The following is a 17,975-nucleotide window of genomic DNA, read 5'->3' on the forward strand; positions in this document are numbered from 1 at the left end:
TTCTCCTAGGACAAATCTTTGGGATTCAGGCGGATGAGTAAGACCGACTACTTGGCGGTATCGACGCCGCCACCACCGGTGACTGTGCCGGCATGCATGGCGATCTGATCGTAGAAGCCGTACTTCAGGCCCTCTTCAGCGGTGAACCACTTATCGCGCTGGTTATCGATAAGGATCTGCTCAACGCTCTGACCGGTCTGCTCGGCAGTCAGGTCGCTCATGACCTTCTTCATGTGCATGATCAGCTCGGCCTGGATCTTAATATCCGAGGCGGTACCACCGATGCCGCCGGAAGGCTGGTGCATCAGGATGCGGGCGTTCGGCGTAGCGTAGCGTTTGCCCGGAGTGCCCGAGGACAACAGGAACTGGCCCATCGAAGCAGCCAGGCCGGTTGCAACGGTGACGACATCGTTGGGAATGTACTGCATGGTGTCGTAGATAGCCATGCCCGCGGTGATGGAGCCACCTGGAGAGTTGATGTAAAGGTAGATGTCCTTCTCAGGATCTTCCGCCGAAAGCAACAGCAGCTGCGAGCAAATAGCGTTCGCATTGTCGTCGCGGACCTCGGAGCCCAGCCAGATGATGCGCTCCTTGAGCAGGCGGTTGTAGATGTAATCCTCACGGCCGGCCGGGTCAACGGTGGCCATGGTGGGAGTGCGCGAATCATTTGACATGTTCTCTACCTCTTCCAAACGTGTAGATCAGATTTTGAAACTCTATTTCGAATCTCAAAGCTGCAACTGGTTACTTTGAGATTACTGACTTCAACCCGGCCTTGGGGCGTTTCATGCCCCGTTTTCGCTCACGGCGCATGAGTACACCGAGAGCGAACAAAAAATGGCCGCCTGCCAGCTTGTTTCCAAGCTGGCAGGCGGCCATCTATATGCCGGGGACTACTTGGCCTCGGTGGTCTCCTCGACCGCTACAGCTTCTTCTTCGCCAGCTGGCTTCACGAAGGAAGTGAGATCCACAGCGGCACCGTTCGAGTCGGTGACGGTTGCGAATTCCAGCACCTTGGCAAGTGCCTTGCGACGGCGAACCTCGCCCATCAGCATTGGGACCTGGCCGGCGCCGTCCAGCATCTGCGCGAACTGGTTCGGCTCCATGCCGTACTGACCTGCGGTCTGCACGATGTAGTCGATCAGCTCGGACTGCTCAACGCCAACTTCCTCGGCGTCTGCGACGGCGTCAAGGATGATTTCGTTCTTGAAAGCACGCTCGGTGTTCTCGCGAACCTCTGCGCGGTGCTCCTCGGTGTCGTGGTCAGCTTCAGCGTCAGGTGCGTTGAAGTGCTGCTCGATCTGCTCTTCGATCACCGATGCAGGCACAGGGACCTCGATCAGTTCGACCAACTTGTCCAAGACGAGTTCGCGCGCCTCAACACCCTGCTCAACAATCTTGCCCTCAGCAGCATCCTTGGACAGCGAGTCGCGCAATTCAGCGATGGTGTCGTATTCGGAAGCAAGCTGAGCGAAGTCGTCATTCGCTTCTGGCAGTTCGCGCGACTTCACGGCGGAGACGACAACGTTGACGGTTGCGGTCTTTCCTGCGTGCTCGCCACCGGCAAGGGTGGTCTCGAAGGTTGCGTCTTCGCCAGCGGACAGGCCGGTAACAGCCTCGTCCATGCCTTCAAGCATATTGCCCGAGCCCACCTGGTAGGACAGACCCTGTGCAGCGTCGACCTCTTCGCCCTCAACCGAAGCGGTCAGGTCGAGGGTGACGAAGGAATCTGCAGCTGCTGGTGCCTCAACATCCTTCAGGGTGCCGAAGCGACCGCGCAGGTCGTCTAGGGCCTTCTCGATATCTTCGTCGGCAACTTCCTTTGCCTCGACGGAGACCTCGATGCCCTTGTAGTCAGGCAGTTCAACCTTCGGGCGGATATCAACTTCGAAGCTGAAGACCAGCTGGCCTTCGCCTTCCTTCTCGATGGAAGGCAGCTCGGTGATGTCAACCTCTGGGCGGGACAGCGGGGTCAGCTCGTGCTCGACCATGGCCTTCTGATAGAAGTCGTTCAGCCCCTCGTTCACAGCGGTTTCAATGACGTAACCGCGACCAACGCGCTGATCGATCATGCGAGTTGGAACCTTGCCCTTGCGGAAGCCTGGAACCTGAATCTGCTGAGCGATGGTCTTGTACGCCTCATCGACGCGGGGCTTCAGTTCCTCATAAGGAACCTCAACGTTCAGTTTCACCCGAGTCGGGTTGACGTTTTCGACGGCGCTCTTCACAGCGTTGTACTCCTGAGTGTCTAAGAATTAGGTCTGATCTGCAAAAAACCCCGCAACATGGTGGCGTTGCGGGGTTATTCGACAGAGTCGGGGTGACAGGATTCGAACCTGCGACCTCACGCTCCCAAAGCGCGCGCTCTAGCCAAGCTGAGCTACACCCCGATTAGCAGTGATTAGTCTAACCTGAGTTATCCTTTATCCACTAATCGTTTGTGATGCATACCGCTAACCTTTCACAGTTTCCGGTGATCACCAGAGCTAAATTATATTTAGTTCTCGATTTCATGAGATATAAACCGAAGTTTTTTTATTTCATGAGTCGGGGTAACAGGATTCGAACCTGCGACCTCACGCTCCCAAAGCGCGCGCTCTAGCCAAGCTGAGCTATACCCCGTTGAACTCCTAGTGAAAATCCCTTTTCACCTGAGTCAACATCTTGTGAATCGCTGCTGGGTTTTTGTTATCCCTGCGTGATCACAAGAAATAAATTTACACGGGTTCGCGCTAAATGCAAAATCGGCATCCTGCTGGCAATTATCAACAACTTCAGCGAATTTACGCGGAATTTACCGCCTTGACGTCTCTTTTTAGCGTAAATCAGCGAAAAAGGTGAGGTGAGTAACAGGAAATTTGAACGTTTTTCATCGTTTTTGCACTCAAATCATCCAGCAAGTTCCACGATGGCTGAAGCCGCCGAACCGCACCGCACCAGACGTGACCGTCCATAGACTCCGCGCAGTCAAGCGATCGGGACTACGATCGCCCTATGGCAACTACTTGGGCACTGACCTTTGACTGCAACTCACCGGTGGAGCAAGCAAAATTCTGGAAAGCGGCGCTTGATTATGCGGACGCTCCCCCGCCATCGGGGTTCACCTCTTGGACCGACTGGCTTATCGCTTGCGATGTTCCAGAGGACGAGTGGGATGACGGGGCCGCGATTTGCGACCCTACAGGCGAAGGTCCGCAAATTTCGATGCTAAAGGTCCCAGAAGGGAAGATCGCAAAGAACCGGATTCATCTAGATCTGAAAGTTGGCTTGGGGCGGAATCAGCCCGCACACTTGCGCCGGCAACGGATCGAAGAGAAGGTTGGGCTACTTATGCGCCTGGGGGCTAGCGAACTGGCGCGGCACTGCATTAATGGTGAACTGGATCATGTGGTTCTTGCAGATCCCGAAGGAAATGAATTCTGCGTGGTGTAGGCATCGCTCGAGCATCGACGCAAAAAGGCCCCGCATCAGCGGGACCTTTTTATTTGGAGGGGATGACGGGAATCGAACCCGCATCATTAGTTTGGAAGACTAAGGCTTTACCACTAAGCTACATCCCCACATTTCGTGACTTCATCGCCGCGAACAGAATTTAGTCTAGACCATAAATCTAGGTCCATGCAAATCGGCTGATTTGGGTTCCGACTTGGACACATCCTCTATAGCACCACGTGGAGCCCGGCAAGGTGATAAACACGCCGAGGGGCCAGAATCTCCTGAGTTAATCCGCACCCAAGCATCCAGATGCTTAGCGTGAAACGTCCTTGCTGCGCGGCAACTTCTGGCACCGCGGACACCAGTACAGTTTCCGACCAGCTACTTCTTCGAGTCGTATGCTCCCCGCGCACTTGCGACAGCCCATCCCCTGACGCTGATAAACGTAGTAGGCGTTGTCCGGCCAGAGCACGCCTTCAGGTTCGCGATCTTCTTCACGAGTAGTAATGATCTTTCCATCGCGGACCCCGTCCTCCATGATGGCGACAATATCCCACCACAATTTGTTGGCGGTTCGCCCGGAAAGTTGGTTGGCCGGAAGGGTTGGGGAAACACGATTGCGGAATAGCGCCTCGGCGCGATAAATATTCCCAACACCGCTGATCACGTTCTGATTCATCAACGCTACGCCGATGGGAGTGCTGGTGCGCGCGAGATTCACTCGAAATTCCCTGAGCCCTGCATCCAAGTATCGCTGGTCTCCACCTGGTTCCACCTGCCCCTTGGAAGCTTGAAAACGGGCCGATGCCCCCGCCAGAGGATCTGGTCCAAGCTTGGCTAGCTGCCGTTGCACCTGATCGATGTCCAAAACTTCGCATGCGGTGGGGCCACGCAGATCCGCCCAGCCGTGCTTGGACACGATGCGAGCACGGACCGCGCCGATTGGAGCAGGAGGTCCGGAGTATGACGCAGTCTCCTGCATGCGGGCTTCACGCTCGCCTATGCGTCGTGGAGCACCGATGGACGAAGCTCCAGCGAATAGGCTGTCGCCGCCAAAATCGAAAGCCCCATAGAGGCCTAAATGCACCCGCAGATATAGGTCGTTTGAGAAGCGGCAAAACAGTTGCTTCCCCTTGGCGAAGGCGTGCTCTAGCTCGTGGCCGTCAATGCGAGCGGCATCTGAAGCAAAGCGCCCTTGGGGCGAAGTAACCTGAACCGCCTGTCCGCCAAAGACATCGTCGAATTGGCGGGACAGGCGATGCAGGGAATGTCCTTCAGGCACAGTTAGTCGATAACCTCGCCGGTTGTTTCATACGAGGCGATCTTACCGATGCGGCGCACATGACGTTCGGCGTCGCTAAAAGGTTCAGCCAGGAATGCTTCGATTAATTCAGCGGCTTCCACCACCGAGTGCTGGCGTCCGCCAACCGCGATGACATTTGCATCATTGTGCTCGCGAGCAAGCTTCGCGGTATCAAGGTTCCACGCTAGCGCTGCGCGCACGCCTTCGACCTTGTTCGCAGCGATCTGTTCCCCATTGCCCGACCCACCGAGGACGATACCCAAGGCGTCTAGGCCCGCGCGCTGATCCGCGATGACAGCTTGAGCCGCGTTAATGCAGAAAGCTGGGTAATCATCTTCGGGGTCATAGGCTTTCGGCCCGTGATTGACCATTTCGTACCCTCGGTCCGTGAGGTGCTTGACCAAGAAGTCGCTCAGTTCCAGACCTGCGTGGTCAGTGGCGATATGCACGCGCATGTTTTATTGCCTCATTCGTTGGGAGGAAAGCCGGTTTAATGCTCCCTCAAGCTTAGCGACCCACCGGACATAGAATCTAACTCTGCGATGTTTCGCAGTGTCTGTGACACCTCATGTGAGCACGCACTATTTTGCCAGTCATAAAAATTTTGCGGTCAAGGACTTGCGTGCTCCCCCGTTGCCAGTGACACAATGGAGGAAGTTATTCAATATTCGTTTCAGAAACTGCGGCGATGTCACTTCATCGCCTCAAGACGGAGAGCCCAATGCCCGGAATGAACCTCACGCGCGCCGAAGCAACCGAACGCGCGAACCTGATCAATGTCGACAGCTACGAGGTGAGTCTGGATCTAACCCAGGGCGACCGCGTATTCACGTCTCGCACCACTGTCCGTTTCACCGCGACCCCGGGAGCAAGCAGCTTCATCGACGCGATCACCGACACCGTCCGCTCGGTGAACCTCAACGGCACCGAGCTGGACCCAACGGTCGTCGCCGACGGGGTACGGATCCAGCTTCCAGAACTCGCGGCACAGAACGTGCTGGTGATCGATGCCGATGCGCGCTATATGAATACCGGCGAGGGACTGCACCGATTCGTAGACCCAGTCGACCAGGAGGTATACCTCTACTCCCAGTTTGAGGTCGCCGACTGCCGCCGCATGTTCGCCGTATTCGAACAGCCGGATCTTAAGGCTTCCTTCCAGTTTTCGGTGAAGGCCCCGACGAAGTGGAACGTAGTTTCAAACGCGCCAACTCCCCAGCCAGTGGTCGATGGCCAGGACTCACGTTGGGATTTCCCTGCCACTCAACGCATCTCTTGCTACATCACCGCGCTAATCGCTGGACCCTACGAGGTTGCACGGGACTCGTTGGTCTCGGCCGATGGCCGCACCATTGAGCTTGGAGTCTTTGCCCGCGCCTCGATGATGCAGTATTTGGATACCGAAGATATCGTCACCATCACTCGTCAGGGATTCGAGTTCTATGAAAAGAACTTCGGAGTGGCATACCCGTTTGAAAAGTACGATCAGCTGTTCGTACCGGAATTCAATGCGGGGGCCATGGAGAACGCTGGAGCCGTGACCTTTCTCGAAGAATACATCTTCCGCTCCCGTCCGACCCACGCCATGGTGGAACGCCGAGCGATCACCATCCTGCACGAACTGGCTCATATGTGGTTCGGCGACTTGGTCACCATGAAGTGGTGGAATGACCTCTGGCTCAATGAATCCTTCGCGGAGTTCATGTCGACCCTTGCCGCGGCACAGAATACCGAGTTCACCAGCTCTTGGACCACCTTCAACATCATGGAAAAGAACTGGGCCTACCGCCAGGACCAGCTTCCGAGCACCCATCCGATCGTTGCCGAGATCAACGATTTGGAAGATGTGGAAGTCAACTTCGACGGCATCACCTACGCCAAGGGCGCTTCGGTGCTACGCCAGCTGGTGGCCTTCGTTGGCCAAGAAGAGTTCATGGCCGGTGTACGCGAGTATTTCAAAAAGCATGCATGGTCCAACACCGAGCTACCTGACCTGCTGACCGAGCTTGAGTCGGCTAGCGGGCGTAATTTGAACGATTGGGGCACATCCTGGCTGGAGACCGCCGGCGTGAATACTTTGAAGGCGGACATCTCCACCGATGAGTCCGGACGCATCACCGGCTTCACCATTAACCAGTCGGCCATCGAGCAGTTCCCAACATTGCGCAAGCACCGGCTGGCGGTGGGTTTCTACACCCTAGATGAGCAGGGCAAGCTCGTGCGCGTACACCGTGAGGAGCTCGATGTTGCTGGCCCGGCCACCGAGGTTCCAGCGCTTGTAGGAATGCAGCGCCCCGATCTGGTCTTGCTTAACGACGATGACCTGACCTACACCAAGATCCGTCTGGATGAGCTCTCGCTGGCTACCGCAATTGAGCACCTGAAGGACTTCACCGAGTCGCTGCCACGCACCTTGGTGTGGAGCGCAGCTTGGGATGCCGTGCGCGATGCTGAGACCCCGGCCAGCGCCTACGTGCAACTGCTGCTCAACAATATCGGGCACGAAATTGATTCCTCGGTAATCATGGTGCTGTTGCGCCAGTTGAATACTGCGATGGATTACTACGTAGCTGGCGACAAAGCCAAGGAAATTTCGGTGCAAGCCGCCGATCGCCTGTGGGAATTGGCGCAGCGGGCCGAAGCCGGTTCCGATGCCCAGCTTCAGTTCGCCAAGGCGTTTGCGCATCGTTCACGCACCGCGGCCCAGCTCGACCAGGTGGCCGGCTTGCTCAACGGCACGGTGCTGTTGCAGGGTCTTACCCTCGACACCGATCTGCGCTGGTCCTTGGCGATCGCGTTGTCTGCAGGGTCTCGCCTGGACGGGGAAGCTCTCGACGCGATGCTCGCAAGCGACGACACCGCCAAGGGCAAGGCAAACTGGTTCACTGCCCGGGCAGCTCGTCCAACAGCCGAGGCGAAGGCCGAGGCCTTTGCCGCAGCCACTTCGGCGACACTATCCAATGATCAGCAAGGAGCGGTGATATCCGGATTCAATATTGCCCATGACAACTCGCTGCTCGAAAGCTACACCGAGGATTACTTTAATCTGCTGGTCAATGCGTGGGAGAATTTTTCCCATGAAATGGCGAAGCAGATCGTGCTCGGCTTCTACCCCACCTCGATGGTCTCTCCGCAGACCATCGAACGCACCGATGCGTTCTTGTCGACGCTAGGTGAAAAGCATCCGGCCATGCGCCGGCTGCTGGTTGAATGCAAAGCAGATGTGGTTCGGGCGCTGGCCGCGCGGGCCACGGACGCCGGAGCTTAACTTTTAGTGTGCCCCAGTGGTGTGCGGCATGGCTCGATGGGGTTATGGTACCTAGTAGGTACGGAAACCAGTCATTGTGCCACACGGCACACCACAAGCATTTTAAAGGGTGGGAGAATAGCAGCATGGACCTCTCGCAGCACAGCTATCAGGTAGAGATAGAGTGGACGGGTAATCGCGGAGCTGGCACCACCAGCTATCGTGACTACGGCCGTGAGCACCTCATCCGCGCGGCCGGGCTACCCGACATCGCGGGCACGGCCGATCCGACTTTTCATGGCAGTCCCGATCGCTGGAACCCCGAACAGCTCTTATTGGCGGCCTTGAGCCAATGCCATATGCTCTCCTATCTCCATGTAGCCGTAACCCACGGAGTAGTTGTCACCAGCTATCAGGATCAGGCTTCCGGTAGCTTGAAGTTGAACCGAGATAACAGTGGCGAATTTACCGAAGTGATTCTCCGCCCGCAGGTTCAGTTAGCCGATGAGTCCCAACGAGAACTCGCGGATTCTCTCCACCAGCAAGCCAATAAGGTATGTTTCATCGCTAGATCCGTGAATTTTCCGGTTCTCCATGAACCAGTTGCCGCATAATTTCAGGAAAGTACCCATGAGCGATTTGAACCCACTGCCCCACACCGTGAAACGGGATCCCATGACCAATCCGGTGGTTACCGGTCCGTCAAGTGAAGAATTCCTGCAATTGGCTCAGGCACCGGTGGATCCGTCCGACTACGCCGGAACCTTCTACGAGGAGGTAGGCGGCCGCGTAGTTTTTGCGCAGCTGAGCAAAAACTTCTATACCTCCGTTGCAGAAGATGCGCAGTTCCGGGAAATGTATCCGGAGAAGGATCTCTACCCGGCGCAAATTCGTTTACAGCTGTTCCTCGAGCAGTACTGGGGCGGCCCGACATCCTACTCGGAGCACCGCGGGCATCCACGCCTACGCATGCGCCACATGCCTTACCTCGTCAACCCGCATAATCGAGATGTTTGGCTCGGGCATATGAACAAGGCTATCGATCAGCTGGAGCTACCAATGCTCCATGCCGAGACGCTGCGAGAATATTTTGATCGCGCGGCGCATTCCTTGCTCAACGCATCAAGTTAGATTCCCTAGTGGCAATCCGCGCCGGTGCTGCCGGCGCGGATTTCACTTTTAAGCAAGCAGGGCCGAACGGCGCAGCAGCACATGTCCCAGTCCGTTGCTGACTCGAATCCAGTTCCCCTGACGCAGTACACGGCTTTCGCCGCCCGGGGTCAGGAATCCCAAGGCATGCATCGCGAAGGCGGCGCCAAGCGGCAGACGAGGCTCGGTGTTCTCCAACTCGGAAGACCAAATCCGCTGGCGGATTTGCGCTACGACAGGTTTCCCCGGATTGGCAGGCAAGGCTTGGGCCACCGCGTCGATACCTGTCTGCGTGGCTGCGGATAGCACGTCATCAGGAACGCTCCCAGCATCTTCCCACCCAGCCATTGGCACGGTAATAGCCGCCCACCTGGGATTCTCTTCCACTGGCGGTAACACGAATTCGGTGGAAGCTTCGCCCATTCGCGCCAGGCGATCCTGAATTGCGGAGAAGGAATAGCATGCATTTACCGCGCCCTCCACGGCCAACCGATGCACACGCATACCAAGAATGGTGTAATCGCCCTGGCCTAGCTCTGCCGGGACTAGAACCGGAACATAAACCGCAAGGGCAGTGCCTCGTGCGGTCAGCAAGGCTCCGTCATCTTCAATTGCCTTTGCCCTGCTCAGCAGGTTGGCTAAATCGCTGACTGAATTGGAATCTTCAAAAACAAGTGCGTCACTGACCATAGTGCAATCGTCTCATGACTTGATCCTAATCATCCGGTGCACGCAAGCATTTTCGTCACATGCCGGCACTGTCCTGCGGTGCTGTCGCGAGATTCTTGACACTTCTCACGATAGAGTTTTCAAAGTCATCGAAAGCACGTCAAGGAGTCATTATCGTGACAGAGGAACTAGGCACTACTCAGATCCTGCTAGATCTCTTGGATCTAGACGGAGAAGACCGGGCGCGTACGGATGAAGATATCTTCATCGGTCATACGCCCAAGCAGTCTCGAACCCGAGTCTTCGGTGGCCAGGTCTTGGCCCAATCCGTGGTGGCTGGATCGCGCACCGTTCCCGCGGGACGGGCAATTCATTCAATGCATGGCTACTTCCTACGTCCAGGTGATGCATCGCAGAACATCACCTTCGGTGTCCAGCGGCTGCGCGACGGCCGCTCATTCTCGGCGAGACGAGTACATGCCTATCAAAACGGCGTGCCCATCCTGTCCATGATTGCTTCTTTCCAGGAACCTGCATCCGGCCTGGATCATCACGATCCGGTGCCATTTGAAGTACCGGCCCCGGAAACATTGCGCACAACGGCGGAAATCATCGGGAAGTTCGACCACCCGGTTGCTCGCGAATGGGCCTACGAGAGGCCGTTCGACATGCGCCACATCACCGAACCGGTTTATCTTCCAGGCTATGACCAGCACGAGCCCATGGCAGCGGTATGGATGCGCACCACCGCCCCGATGCCCGATGATCCGATGTTGCACCGCGCCGCTCTGGCCTACGCCAGCGACTACATGCTGCTTGAACCGGTGCTCCGAGGCCATGGCGTCAGCTGGATTCATCGTGGCCTGAGTATCGCCAGCCTGGATCATGCCATGTGGTGGCATCGCGAATTCCGAGCCGACGAATGGCTGCTCTACGTCCTGCGATCACCGAGCGCTTCTTCGGCTCGGGGACTCGGCACCGGGCAGGTCTTCAATGCTGCCGGCGAACTGGTCGCAACCGTAGCTCAAGAGGGCATGGTGAGACTCCCAGAATTCTTAGCGGAAGACGAATAGGCTCCGGCTCACGCTCGAATCCCAAACGGTATTCCATGGGGCAGCACGCAACGCTGGACAGGTTTTAAGTTGCCCGCTCCTTGGCGAGGGAAGTCAGACACCCCACAATCCGGGCCGGAACGGACCGAAGTCGTCGCGATGTTGTTGAGCTCGGCCCAACTCTGGAACTTATTGACTAGATATCTTTTTCGGCTTCGCCGGTTTCCAGCCTTCGGGCACCGGATCCTTCTTGGGCCAGCGCGTCCTCTGGATTCAGCAGCAAGCATGCTTGCATCGAAAGGCACCCGCAGCCGATGCAGCCCATGAGCCTGTCTTCTAGTTCTTCGATTGCGCGCCTGCGGCGTTCGAGGACCCGCTTCCATTCGTTGGATGCGCGTTGCCAGTCCTTTTCGGAAGGAATTTTATCCATTGGCACCGGGTCAAGAGCGTGACGGATGTCCGCCAACGGAATGCCGAGCTTGCTGCCGACCGTAATCAGCGAAATGCGTCGAAGCATATGGCGTGGGTAGCGCCGCTGATTACCGGAGGTTCTAGTCGAACAGATCAATCCGATTTCTTCATAGTAGTGCAGCGCTGATTTTGCCACGCCGGTGCGTTCGCTCACGTGGCCAATCCCGAGAAGCTGCTGTCCGGGTACTGCATTTTCGATCATGTTCACTCCCCTGTGCCCATCATCACTGACCAGCAGTTTGACCTCAAGCTTACTTGAGGTTCTACGCTAAGGGTAGTTAGTGTCTAGCCACACAGAAACTTTTCGAATAGGAACCATGGATCGCAAAGATTCAGCAAGCGAAGGACTACTCACCTATGCAGAACTTGTCGGCTGATTTCCGCGATGCGTTTCGCGCCCACCCCGCGGGCGTAGCCTTGATCACCGCATCGGTTGCTGGCATTCCCTACGGTCTAACAATCTCCAGCCTGGCATCGTTGTCCATCGAGCCCGTAGCGGTTTCTTTTTCACTCACCAAAGAATCCGGAGCCGCAGGTGCGGTGCTTTCCGCAAGCTCATTCATGATTCACATGCTGGGCGAGGACCATTCGGAGCTTGCCGACAATTTCGCCCGCCCAGGCGCTCCTCGCTTCACGCCCGATCAGGGTTGGTCCTACCTGCCAACCGGCGAGCCGCACTTCCACAAGGCCCCGGTGTCCATGCGCGCACAGATTCACTCCTCGATTAGCGTCGGAGGTTCGCGGTTGATTGCGGCAGAGATCCTTGAAGTCATCACGGGAGAGCCAGTTCAGCACCTGATGTACCAGAACCGCGGATACCTGAAGCTGCCCTCATTGCTCGATGCATCGGTGCCGTGTAAATAATCTAGGATTGCATCGGCAACCTTACTTAGATAGCCCAAAGGCCACCACGAAAATAATTCGTGGTGGCCTTTGGCTTCGACTCAGACTTAGTCGCGAGTCAGGCGACGGTGAGTCACACGATGCGGCTTAGCTGCATCGGCCCCCAACCGTTCAACCTTGTTGTCTTCGTAAGACTGGAAGTTTCCTTCGAACCAGTACCAGTTCGATGGGTTTTCTTCCGTACCCTCGTAAGACAGGATGTGGGTAGCGACTCGGTCCAGGAACCAACGGTCGTGCGAGACGACCACTGCGCAACCTGGGAACTCGAGAAGAGCATTTTCCAGGGACGAGAGAGTTTCAACGTCAAGGTCGTTTGTAGGCTCATCGAGCAGCAAGAGGTTGCCACCCTGCTTCAGGGTCAATGCAAGGTTCAGACGGTTACGCTCACCACCGGAGAGGACACCGGCCTTCTTCTGCTGGTCTGGGCCCTTGAAGCCGAATGCCGAAACATAAGCACGCGAAGGCATCTCAACCTGACCAACCTGAATGTAATCCAGGCCTTCCGAAACAACTTCCCAAAGGGACTTTGTCGGATCAATGTTTTCGCGGTTCTGGTCAACATAGGAAATCTTGACCGTATCGCCGATCTTCAGCGTGCCCCCGTCAAGTTCTTCCATGCCAACAATGGTCTTGAACAGAGTCGATTTACCAACACCGTTAGGACCGATCACGCCGACGATGCCATTTCGAGGAAGCGAGAAGGACAGTCCGTCGATTAGCACACGTTCTCCGAAGCCCTTGTTCAGATCCTGGGCTTCGATGACGACCTGACCCAAACGTGGACCAGGTGGAATCTGGATCTCTTCGAAGTCAAGCTTGCGGGTACGCTCGGCCTCCGCGGCCATTTCTTCATAGCGGGCCAGACGAGCCTTCGACTTCGTCTGGCGGCCCTTGGCGTTGGAGCGAACCCAATCGAGCTCTTCAGCCAGGCGCTTAGCAAGCTTCTGATCCTTTTTGCCCTGCACCTCCATACGCTCGCGCTTCTTCTCCAGGTAAGTGGAGTAGTTGCCCTCGTATGGGTGCAGACGACCGCGGTCAACTTCACAGATCCACTCGGCGACGTGATCCAGGAAGTAACGGTCGTGGGTTACGGCCAAAACCGCGCCCGGGTAGGCTGCCAGGTGCTGTTCGAGCCACAATACTGACTCGGCGTCCAAGTGGTTAGTGGGCTCATCGAGGAGCAACAGGTCTGGTTTCTGCAGCAGCAATTTGCATAGCGCGACGCGTCGACGCTCACCACCGGAGAGGTGCGTGACCATTTCGTCGCCCGGTGGGCAACGCAGGGCATCCATTGCCTGTTCGAGCTGGTTGTCGATGTCCCAAGCGTCGGCGGCGTCGATAGCCTCCTGGAGCTTGCCCATCTCTTCTAGCAAGGTGTCGAAATCGGCACCTTCCTGAGCCATCTCTTCTGAGATTTCATTGAATCGGGTGATCTTTTCATAGATCTCGCCGACGCCTTCCTGGACGTTGCCCAAGACGGTCTTTTCTTCGTTGAGGGGTGGTTCCTGCAGCAAGATGCCCACAGAGTAACCAGGTGAAAGACGTGCCTCACCATTGGACGGGGTATCGATTCCCGCCATAATCTTCAGGATCGTTGACTTACCAGCACCGTTAGGGCCCACGACACCAATTTTGGCGCCCGGGTAGAACGACATGCTGACATCGTCAAGGATGACTTTGTCACCAACGGCCTTGCGAGCCTTGGTCATCGTGTAAATAAATTCCGCCATGCCCTTAAGGCTAGTGCCTCAGTGGGTGCAAATCCGAATCCACACACCACTATTTTGCTCCAGTGGTGCCCGGTTTCACACGTTTTCCCGTGACACCACTGAATGCGGAGGAATTACGCTGCGTCGGTGTCCCTCTCAGGCCACGAGCCACCGGTGTTTTCGTTCACGGACTGGTGGCGCGATTCGGCTTGCTGGGGATGGGACGAACGTTCAATGTCGCCCGAGGCGTTTCGCACTTTAGTGAAGTGCGAGGTCCCGAACTTCAGGTCATGGCCGAACGAGAAGGCCTCAATATCAGCGCTCGTTCCGCGCGATCCATCCGCCCGTTCGAACTGGCGTATTTGGAGCTTGCCGATCACGACAATGTGGTCGCCCTGCTCCAACGACTCCATCCCATTCTCGGCCAGCCCTCGGAAAGCACTCACTGAGAACCAATTGGTTCCGGCGTCAACCCATTGTCCGGTTTCAGGGTCCTTTTTGCGTTCATGAGTCACCGCACGAAATTTGAGCACCGCTAGCCCCTGTGGGGTAATGCTCAATTGTGGCTCTGTTCCAACTACTGCACGGATGGTCACAAGATCACTCATGACGTTCTTCTCCTTTGGTCCTGCCCCGGGAGCGGCCCCGGGGCTTCAGTCCATGCTGAGCCCAGGCCGATTAGATCCGGTACTCCTCGGCTCATTCTGTGGATAACTTGGATCGGGCCTAGCCCGAAAGGCTCCGAATAGCACCATCACCAAAATCACCGCCCCGGGAAAGATCCAACCCGACCAGCCCAGGATTGAGGCCTTGGTCGAATCAAGCATTGACCCCATAACCATGAACAGCGATACCAAACCCACGCTGGCGTTGAAGACGCCATGAGCAAATGCGGCAGGCCAGACGGAGCCACTGAATGTGCGCAGCCACGCAAAAACTGCCCCCACAAAGATGCACATTCCGCACATCGCGGCAAGGCCCCACGCGCCCTTGGCGAACGGATAGTTGTATCCCAATAGGATCAATGGAGCATGCCAGAGACCCCAAATAACACCTGAAATCAAGATTGCGGGCAGCTGCCCCAGTGGTTGAAGCTTTGGCCATAGCCACCCGCGCCAACCGATCTCTTCGCCCAGGGCAGGAATGAGGTTCATTAGTCCGGCAACGAGGATGATTCCTGCCTGGCCAAGCAAATATTTGCCGGGCCCGTCGGTCCCCGCCACGAAGTTCAAGACCATAAACTGGTTCAAGTCTCCGGGGAAGACCCCCAGCCATGTGCCAATGATTGGCGCCTGAATTATTAGGACGATCGGCAATAGGTAGGCAAGCAGCACTGCGAGCAGAAATCGCGTGGGCTTACCAAGCGGAAGCAGCCCGGATTCCTGCAAAAACTGTTTTCCGCGACGTTGAAGCAAGCTCATGCACAGGGCAGCGATAGTGGGCGTCAGCATCATACCCATGGCAATCCACATGAACTGCGGATGGTGAAGGCCCGCGCCTTGCCACAATGGCAAAGCTACGAGCCACGCGAGCCCAAAACTTATGGCCGTATAACAGGCGATACTTTTCAGTCCGCCAATTCTCCATCGCTGCATACAAAGATCCCCTACTCAACAGCTAACAAAGCGCTCCTCCTACAACACTAGCGCCTCCGGTTAGAGATCTTGCTTGTCAATGGGCTAAACTAATTTTCGGTTACGCCTCCGTAGCTCAGCTGGATAGAGCAAGAGCCTTCTAATCTCTAGGTCGCCGGTTCGAATCCGGCCGGGGGTACCAAATTAAACCGCCGCTCACTTGGTAATACAAATGAGCGGCGGTTTTTCTTTTTGAAACGAGAAAGAGACCTTAGCGGGTTTTGACCATAGTTTTTGTTTTGAGCCCCCACCCCATGGCCCCTCTTCGGATTTGCGTATCACCAAAAGAAGTATTCCTCGGGCAAGGGTTCAAGCCTGCAACAGCCCGCCAGGTTCGCGATCTCTTCATGACGCCTCTGAGCTATTGCGTTTGCCCGCCGGGATTGCATTCCTGCTCGTGGATCGCCACTAGCAATCCCACAGCAATTTGATTCGAAAACTCCTCGCTTCACCCCTGGCCCCACGCCGCATCGCTTGCGTGGTGCCTTCGCGGCACTTCGCCAATCGCCTTATTGTCGATAGAAATCCTCATGCTCAGCGGCCTAGAAAGAACCCCGGCTAGCGGAACGCCCAGCCGAAAAGTAACCGATACTTAGAGTTTCATAGGAGCCCCCTAAAAGTGCGCTAGCAGTACTCGGGATCGCATAGATTTTAGTTTCAACTTTTTTGAAACTGGGATAAACTCAAGGTGCTGTACAAATCAGGAGGAACCGGTAAATGGCGCTCATCGCCCCCGCTCGAGCAAAGCCGATATTCGGCGAACGCTTAAGCGTTAACCTGATCTTTTTGATTGCTGGTTTATCCTTCGCCTCCTGGGCGGGCCGACTTTCGATCTTCGCCATGATCTTTGATTTTTCTGGCTCTCGGCTCGGGGCTTTCCTCTTTTGCATGACCGCTGGAACTCTGACCGGCATCACGTTTGCGCCGGCGCTGAGCCGAAGAGTCTCGGCCAAGAACTTGCTACTGGTGTTGCCGATAATTCTTGCCCTAATACTTGTCGGGCTAGGACTGTCCGTGTCGATACTGCACAGCGAGGCCTTAGCCTTCGTCGTGCTTTTCACCAATGGGCTGGTTTTTGGCTCCCTTGACATCACGATGAATGTCAATGGGGCCAAGGTCGAACGAAAACTTGGCAAGAGCATCATGCCTTCGCTGCACGGCTACTTCAGCCTCGGCTCATTGCTTGGTGCAGGAATCGCGACGGCCACCCTCAGCTTGGGCATCACCACCGCGTGGCACTTTATTTTGGTCGCCGTGATGATTATTTCCTTGGCACTCATAGCACAGACTGGATTCAGGGATTGGAACTACAACTATTCCCGTCCGCGAGACAAGTCCCAGCTGCAGACGTCCGGAGCGCGCTCCCACCGGGGCTTGCTGCTCTTGCTCGGGCTAATGGTTGCTGGCTTGAGCTTCGCCGAAGGGGCAGCCAATGACTGGCTGGCGGTGGCCTCGGTTGACGGCCATGGTTTGGACCACCCAAGCGGGGCCTTGATGTTCACCCTGTTCGCCGGAGCCATGACGATAGGCAGGTTTGCCGGTGGGCCGATCGTGGACCGCATTGGCACCAAGTGCTCGCTGATGATCATGGGAATGATCGGCCTCATTGGGATCGTGCTATTTATCCTGGGCGAAGATACGGCAACCCTAGGAGCGGGCGCCGTGCTCTGGGGTCTTGGAAGCGCCCTTGGCTTCCCTGTTGGCATGTCGATCGCTGCCTCACGTAGCGATCACCTCGGCCCAAGAGCAGTGAGCGTGATCAGCGCCTTCGGTTATGGCGCGATGCTCAGCGGACCTCCGGTTATCGGTTTCGTTGCAGATGCCACTGGCTTGCCGCAGGCGCTATGGATCATTGCGGGTATTCTGGTGATTTCGCTGCTCATCACACCTCGCGCAGCGCAATCTGGCAACGCGGTTGAAGTCAACCACTAGACCGGCAGGATCGCCCGCTCTTTGATATTTCGCATCACGATCGTGCTATTTAGCTTTTCCACTCCAGGCAGTTCGACTAGCACGTCATCGTATAGGTGCTGATAGTGCGTCAGGTCTTTGGCGTACACGCGAAGCAGGAAATCCGGTTCGCCAAACAGGCGCTGCGCTTCGACGATGAGTTCATCCTTTTCTACAGCCGCCTCAAAGGCCTTGAGCTGGGTGCGATCTTTCAGCGTCACGAACACCAACGCCTCGAAGGCCAGCCCTACGCGCTCAGGGGCGACAACGGCTTGATATCCGGCGATCACCCCCGTGCGTTCGAGTTCTCGAATGCGGCGGTGGCATGGCGCAACCGACAGTCCCACCTTGTTCGCCAAGGCGGTTGCACTCATCCGGCCGTCCAATTGCAGCTCGGCGATAATCGCACGATCCAATTTATCCATAGCACCAGCATACTACGCAATATTTTTG

At 56.4% G+C, this 17,975-nt stretch carries 18 protein-coding genes and 4 tRNA genes; 8 read left to right on the forward strand and 14 right to left on the reverse strand.

Features of this window, described 5'->3' with window-relative positions; genetic code table 11:
• Positions 1 to 47 precede the first annotated feature (47 nt).
• From CQ015_RS04680 to CQ015_RS04695, 4 genes are all read right to left on the reverse strand, one after another.
• Positions 48 to 647, reverse strand: coding sequence for an ATP-dependent Clp protease proteolytic subunit (locus tag CQ015_RS04680; protein ID WP_096285303.1), 600 nt, complete (start codon positions 645 to 647; stop codon positions 48 to 50).
• Between the two features lie 246 nt (positions 648 to 893).
• Entirely contained in the window at positions 894 to 2,228 is a 1,335-nt protein-coding gene (gene tig / locus CQ015_RS04685) for a trigger factor (protein ID WP_105552275.1), read from the reverse strand.
• An 87-nt stretch (positions 2,229 to 2,315) separates the two neighbouring features.
• Positions 2,316 to 2,390, reverse strand: a tRNA-Pro gene (locus CQ015_RS04690).
• A gap of 157 nt (positions 2,391 to 2,547) precedes the next feature.
• Positions 2,548 to 2,622: transfer RNA gene (locus CQ015_RS04695), tRNA-Pro, on the reverse strand.
• Positions 2,623 to 2,994: 372 nt separating this feature from the next.
• Between CQ015_RS04695 and CQ015_RS04700 the strand changes: the two genes are divergently transcribed.
• Entirely contained in the window at positions 2,995 to 3,432 is a 438-nt protein-coding gene (locus CQ015_RS04700; RefSeq protein ID WP_105552276.1) for a VOC family protein, read from the forward strand.
• A gap of 54 nt (positions 3,433 to 3,486) precedes the next feature.
• Here CQ015_RS04700 and CQ015_RS04705 read toward each other — a convergent pair.
• The 3 genes from CQ015_RS04705 to CQ015_RS04715 form a co-directional block, all read right to left on the reverse strand.
• Positions 3,487 to 3,560: transfer RNA gene (locus tag CQ015_RS04705), tRNA-Gly, on the reverse strand.
• Positions 3,561 to 3,748: 188 nt separating this feature from the next.
• Positions 3,749 to 4,717: an Fpg/Nei family DNA glycosylase gene (locus CQ015_RS04710; protein WP_105552277.1), complete on the reverse strand. Its 969-nt coding sequence runs from the start codon at positions 4,715 to 4,717 to the stop codon at positions 3,749 to 3,751.
• Positions 4,718 to 4,719: 2 nt separating this feature from the next.
• Positions 4,720 to 5,193, reverse strand: a complete 474-nt coding sequence (locus CQ015_RS04715; protein ID WP_105552278.1) for a ribose-5-phosphate isomerase — start codon at positions 5,191 to 5,193, stop codon at positions 4,720 to 4,722.
• A 266-nt stretch (positions 5,194 to 5,459) separates the two neighbouring features.
• Between CQ015_RS04715 and pepN the strand changes: the two genes are divergently transcribed.
• From pepN to CQ015_RS04730, 3 genes are all read left to right on the forward strand, one after another.
• Positions 5,460 to 8,006, forward strand: coding sequence for an aminopeptidase N (pepN, locus tag CQ015_RS04720; protein WP_105552279.1), 2,547 nt, complete (start codon positions 5,460 to 5,462; stop codon positions 8,004 to 8,006).
• 125 nt (positions 8,007 to 8,131) lie between these two features.
• Positions 8,132 to 8,599 (forward strand): OsmC family protein, encoded by a 468-nt coding sequence (locus CQ015_RS04725; RefSeq protein WP_105552280.1) that lies wholly within the window; start codon positions 8,132 to 8,134, stop codon positions 8,597 to 8,599.
• Between the two features lie 16 nt (positions 8,600 to 8,615).
• Positions 8,616 to 9,116: a globin gene (locus CQ015_RS04730; RefSeq protein ID WP_105552281.1), complete on the forward strand. Its 501-nt coding sequence runs from the start codon at positions 8,616 to 8,618 to the stop codon at positions 9,114 to 9,116.
• 48 nt (positions 9,117 to 9,164) lie between these two features.
• Here the strand turns inward: CQ015_RS04730 and CQ015_RS04735 are convergent, their stop codons facing one another.
• Positions 9,165 to 9,824: a hypothetical protein gene (locus CQ015_RS04735; RefSeq protein WP_105552282.1), complete on the reverse strand. Its 660-nt coding sequence runs from the start codon at positions 9,822 to 9,824 to the stop codon at positions 9,165 to 9,167.
• A gap of 155 nt (positions 9,825 to 9,979) precedes the next feature.
• Here CQ015_RS04735 and CQ015_RS04740 point away from each other — a divergent pair, with 155 nt between their 5' ends.
• A complete protein-coding gene (locus CQ015_RS04740; RefSeq protein ID WP_258133461.1) occupies positions 9,980 to 10,876 on the forward strand; it encodes an acyl-CoA thioesterase II in 897 nt (298 codons plus the stop codon).
• A 175-nt stretch (positions 10,877 to 11,051) separates the two neighbouring features.
• On the opposite strand, the gene soxR is transcribed toward CQ015_RS04740, so the two are convergent.
• The gene (soxR, locus tag CQ015_RS04745; RefSeq protein ID WP_105552284.1) at positions 11,052 to 11,528 is read right to left on the reverse strand and encodes a redox-sensitive transcriptional activator SoxR; all 477 of its coding nucleotides are present in this window, start codon (positions 11,526 to 11,528) and stop codon (positions 11,052 to 11,054) included.
• 155 nt (positions 11,529 to 11,683) lie between these two features.
• Between soxR and CQ015_RS04750 the strand changes: the two genes are divergently transcribed.
• Entirely contained in the window at positions 11,684 to 12,190 is a 507-nt protein-coding gene (locus tag CQ015_RS04750; protein WP_258133839.1) for a flavin reductase family protein, read from the forward strand.
• A gap of 86 nt (positions 12,191 to 12,276) precedes the next feature.
• On the opposite strand, the gene ettA is transcribed toward CQ015_RS04750, so the two are convergent.
• The 3 genes from ettA to CQ015_RS04765 form a co-directional block, all read right to left on the reverse strand.
• Positions 12,277 to 13,959 carry an energy-dependent translational throttle protein EttA gene (ettA, locus tag CQ015_RS04755; RefSeq protein WP_096285090.1) on the reverse strand — a complete coding sequence of 561 codons (1,683 nt, stop codon included), beginning with the start codon at positions 13,957 to 13,959 and terminating at the stop codon, positions 12,277 to 12,279.
• Between the two features lie 113 nt (positions 13,960 to 14,072).
• Positions 14,073 to 14,546, reverse strand: coding sequence for a single-stranded DNA-binding protein (locus tag CQ015_RS04760; RefSeq protein WP_105552285.1), 474 nt, complete (start codon positions 14,544 to 14,546; stop codon positions 14,073 to 14,075).
• Positions 14,547 to 14,591: 45 nt separating this feature from the next.
• A complete protein-coding gene (locus CQ015_RS04765) occupies positions 14,592 to 15,398 on the reverse strand; it encodes a CPBP family intramembrane glutamic endopeptidase (RefSeq protein ID WP_219844289.1) in 807 nt (268 codons plus the stop codon).
• A 239-nt stretch (positions 15,399 to 15,637) separates the two neighbouring features.
• Here CQ015_RS04765 and CQ015_RS04770 point away from each other — a divergent pair.
• Positions 15,638 to 15,714: transfer RNA gene (locus CQ015_RS04770), tRNA-Arg, on the forward strand.
• 541 nt (positions 15,715 to 16,255) lie between these two features.
• On the opposite strand, the gene CQ015_RS18900 is transcribed toward CQ015_RS04770, so the two are convergent.
• On the reverse strand, positions 16,256 to 16,414 hold the full coding sequence (locus tag CQ015_RS18900; RefSeq protein ID WP_181148238.1) for a hypothetical protein: 159 nt from the start codon (positions 16,412 to 16,414) through the stop codon (positions 16,256 to 16,258).
• Positions 16,415 to 16,460: 46 nt separating this feature from the next.
• On the opposite strand from CQ015_RS18900, the gene CQ015_RS04775 reads away from it, so the two are divergent.
• Positions 16,461 to 17,504, forward strand: coding sequence for an MFS transporter (locus tag CQ015_RS04775; RefSeq protein WP_181148237.1), 1,044 nt, complete (start codon positions 16,461 to 16,463; stop codon positions 17,502 to 17,504).
• On the opposite strand, the gene CQ015_RS04780 is transcribed toward CQ015_RS04775, so the two are convergent.
• On the reverse strand, positions 17,501 to 17,947 hold the full coding sequence (locus CQ015_RS04780; protein WP_105552288.1) for an Lrp/AsnC family transcriptional regulator: 447 nt from the start codon (positions 17,945 to 17,947) through the stop codon (positions 17,501 to 17,503). The two genes, CQ015_RS04775 and CQ015_RS04780, sit on opposite strands and share 4 nt — an antisense overlap.
• Positions 17,948 to 17,975: the final 28 nt, after the last annotated feature.

This window comes from Arthrobacter sp. MYb221, assembly GCF_002979835.1.
GTDB lineage: Bacteria > Actinomycetota > Actinomycetes > Actinomycetales > Micrococcaceae > Glutamicibacter.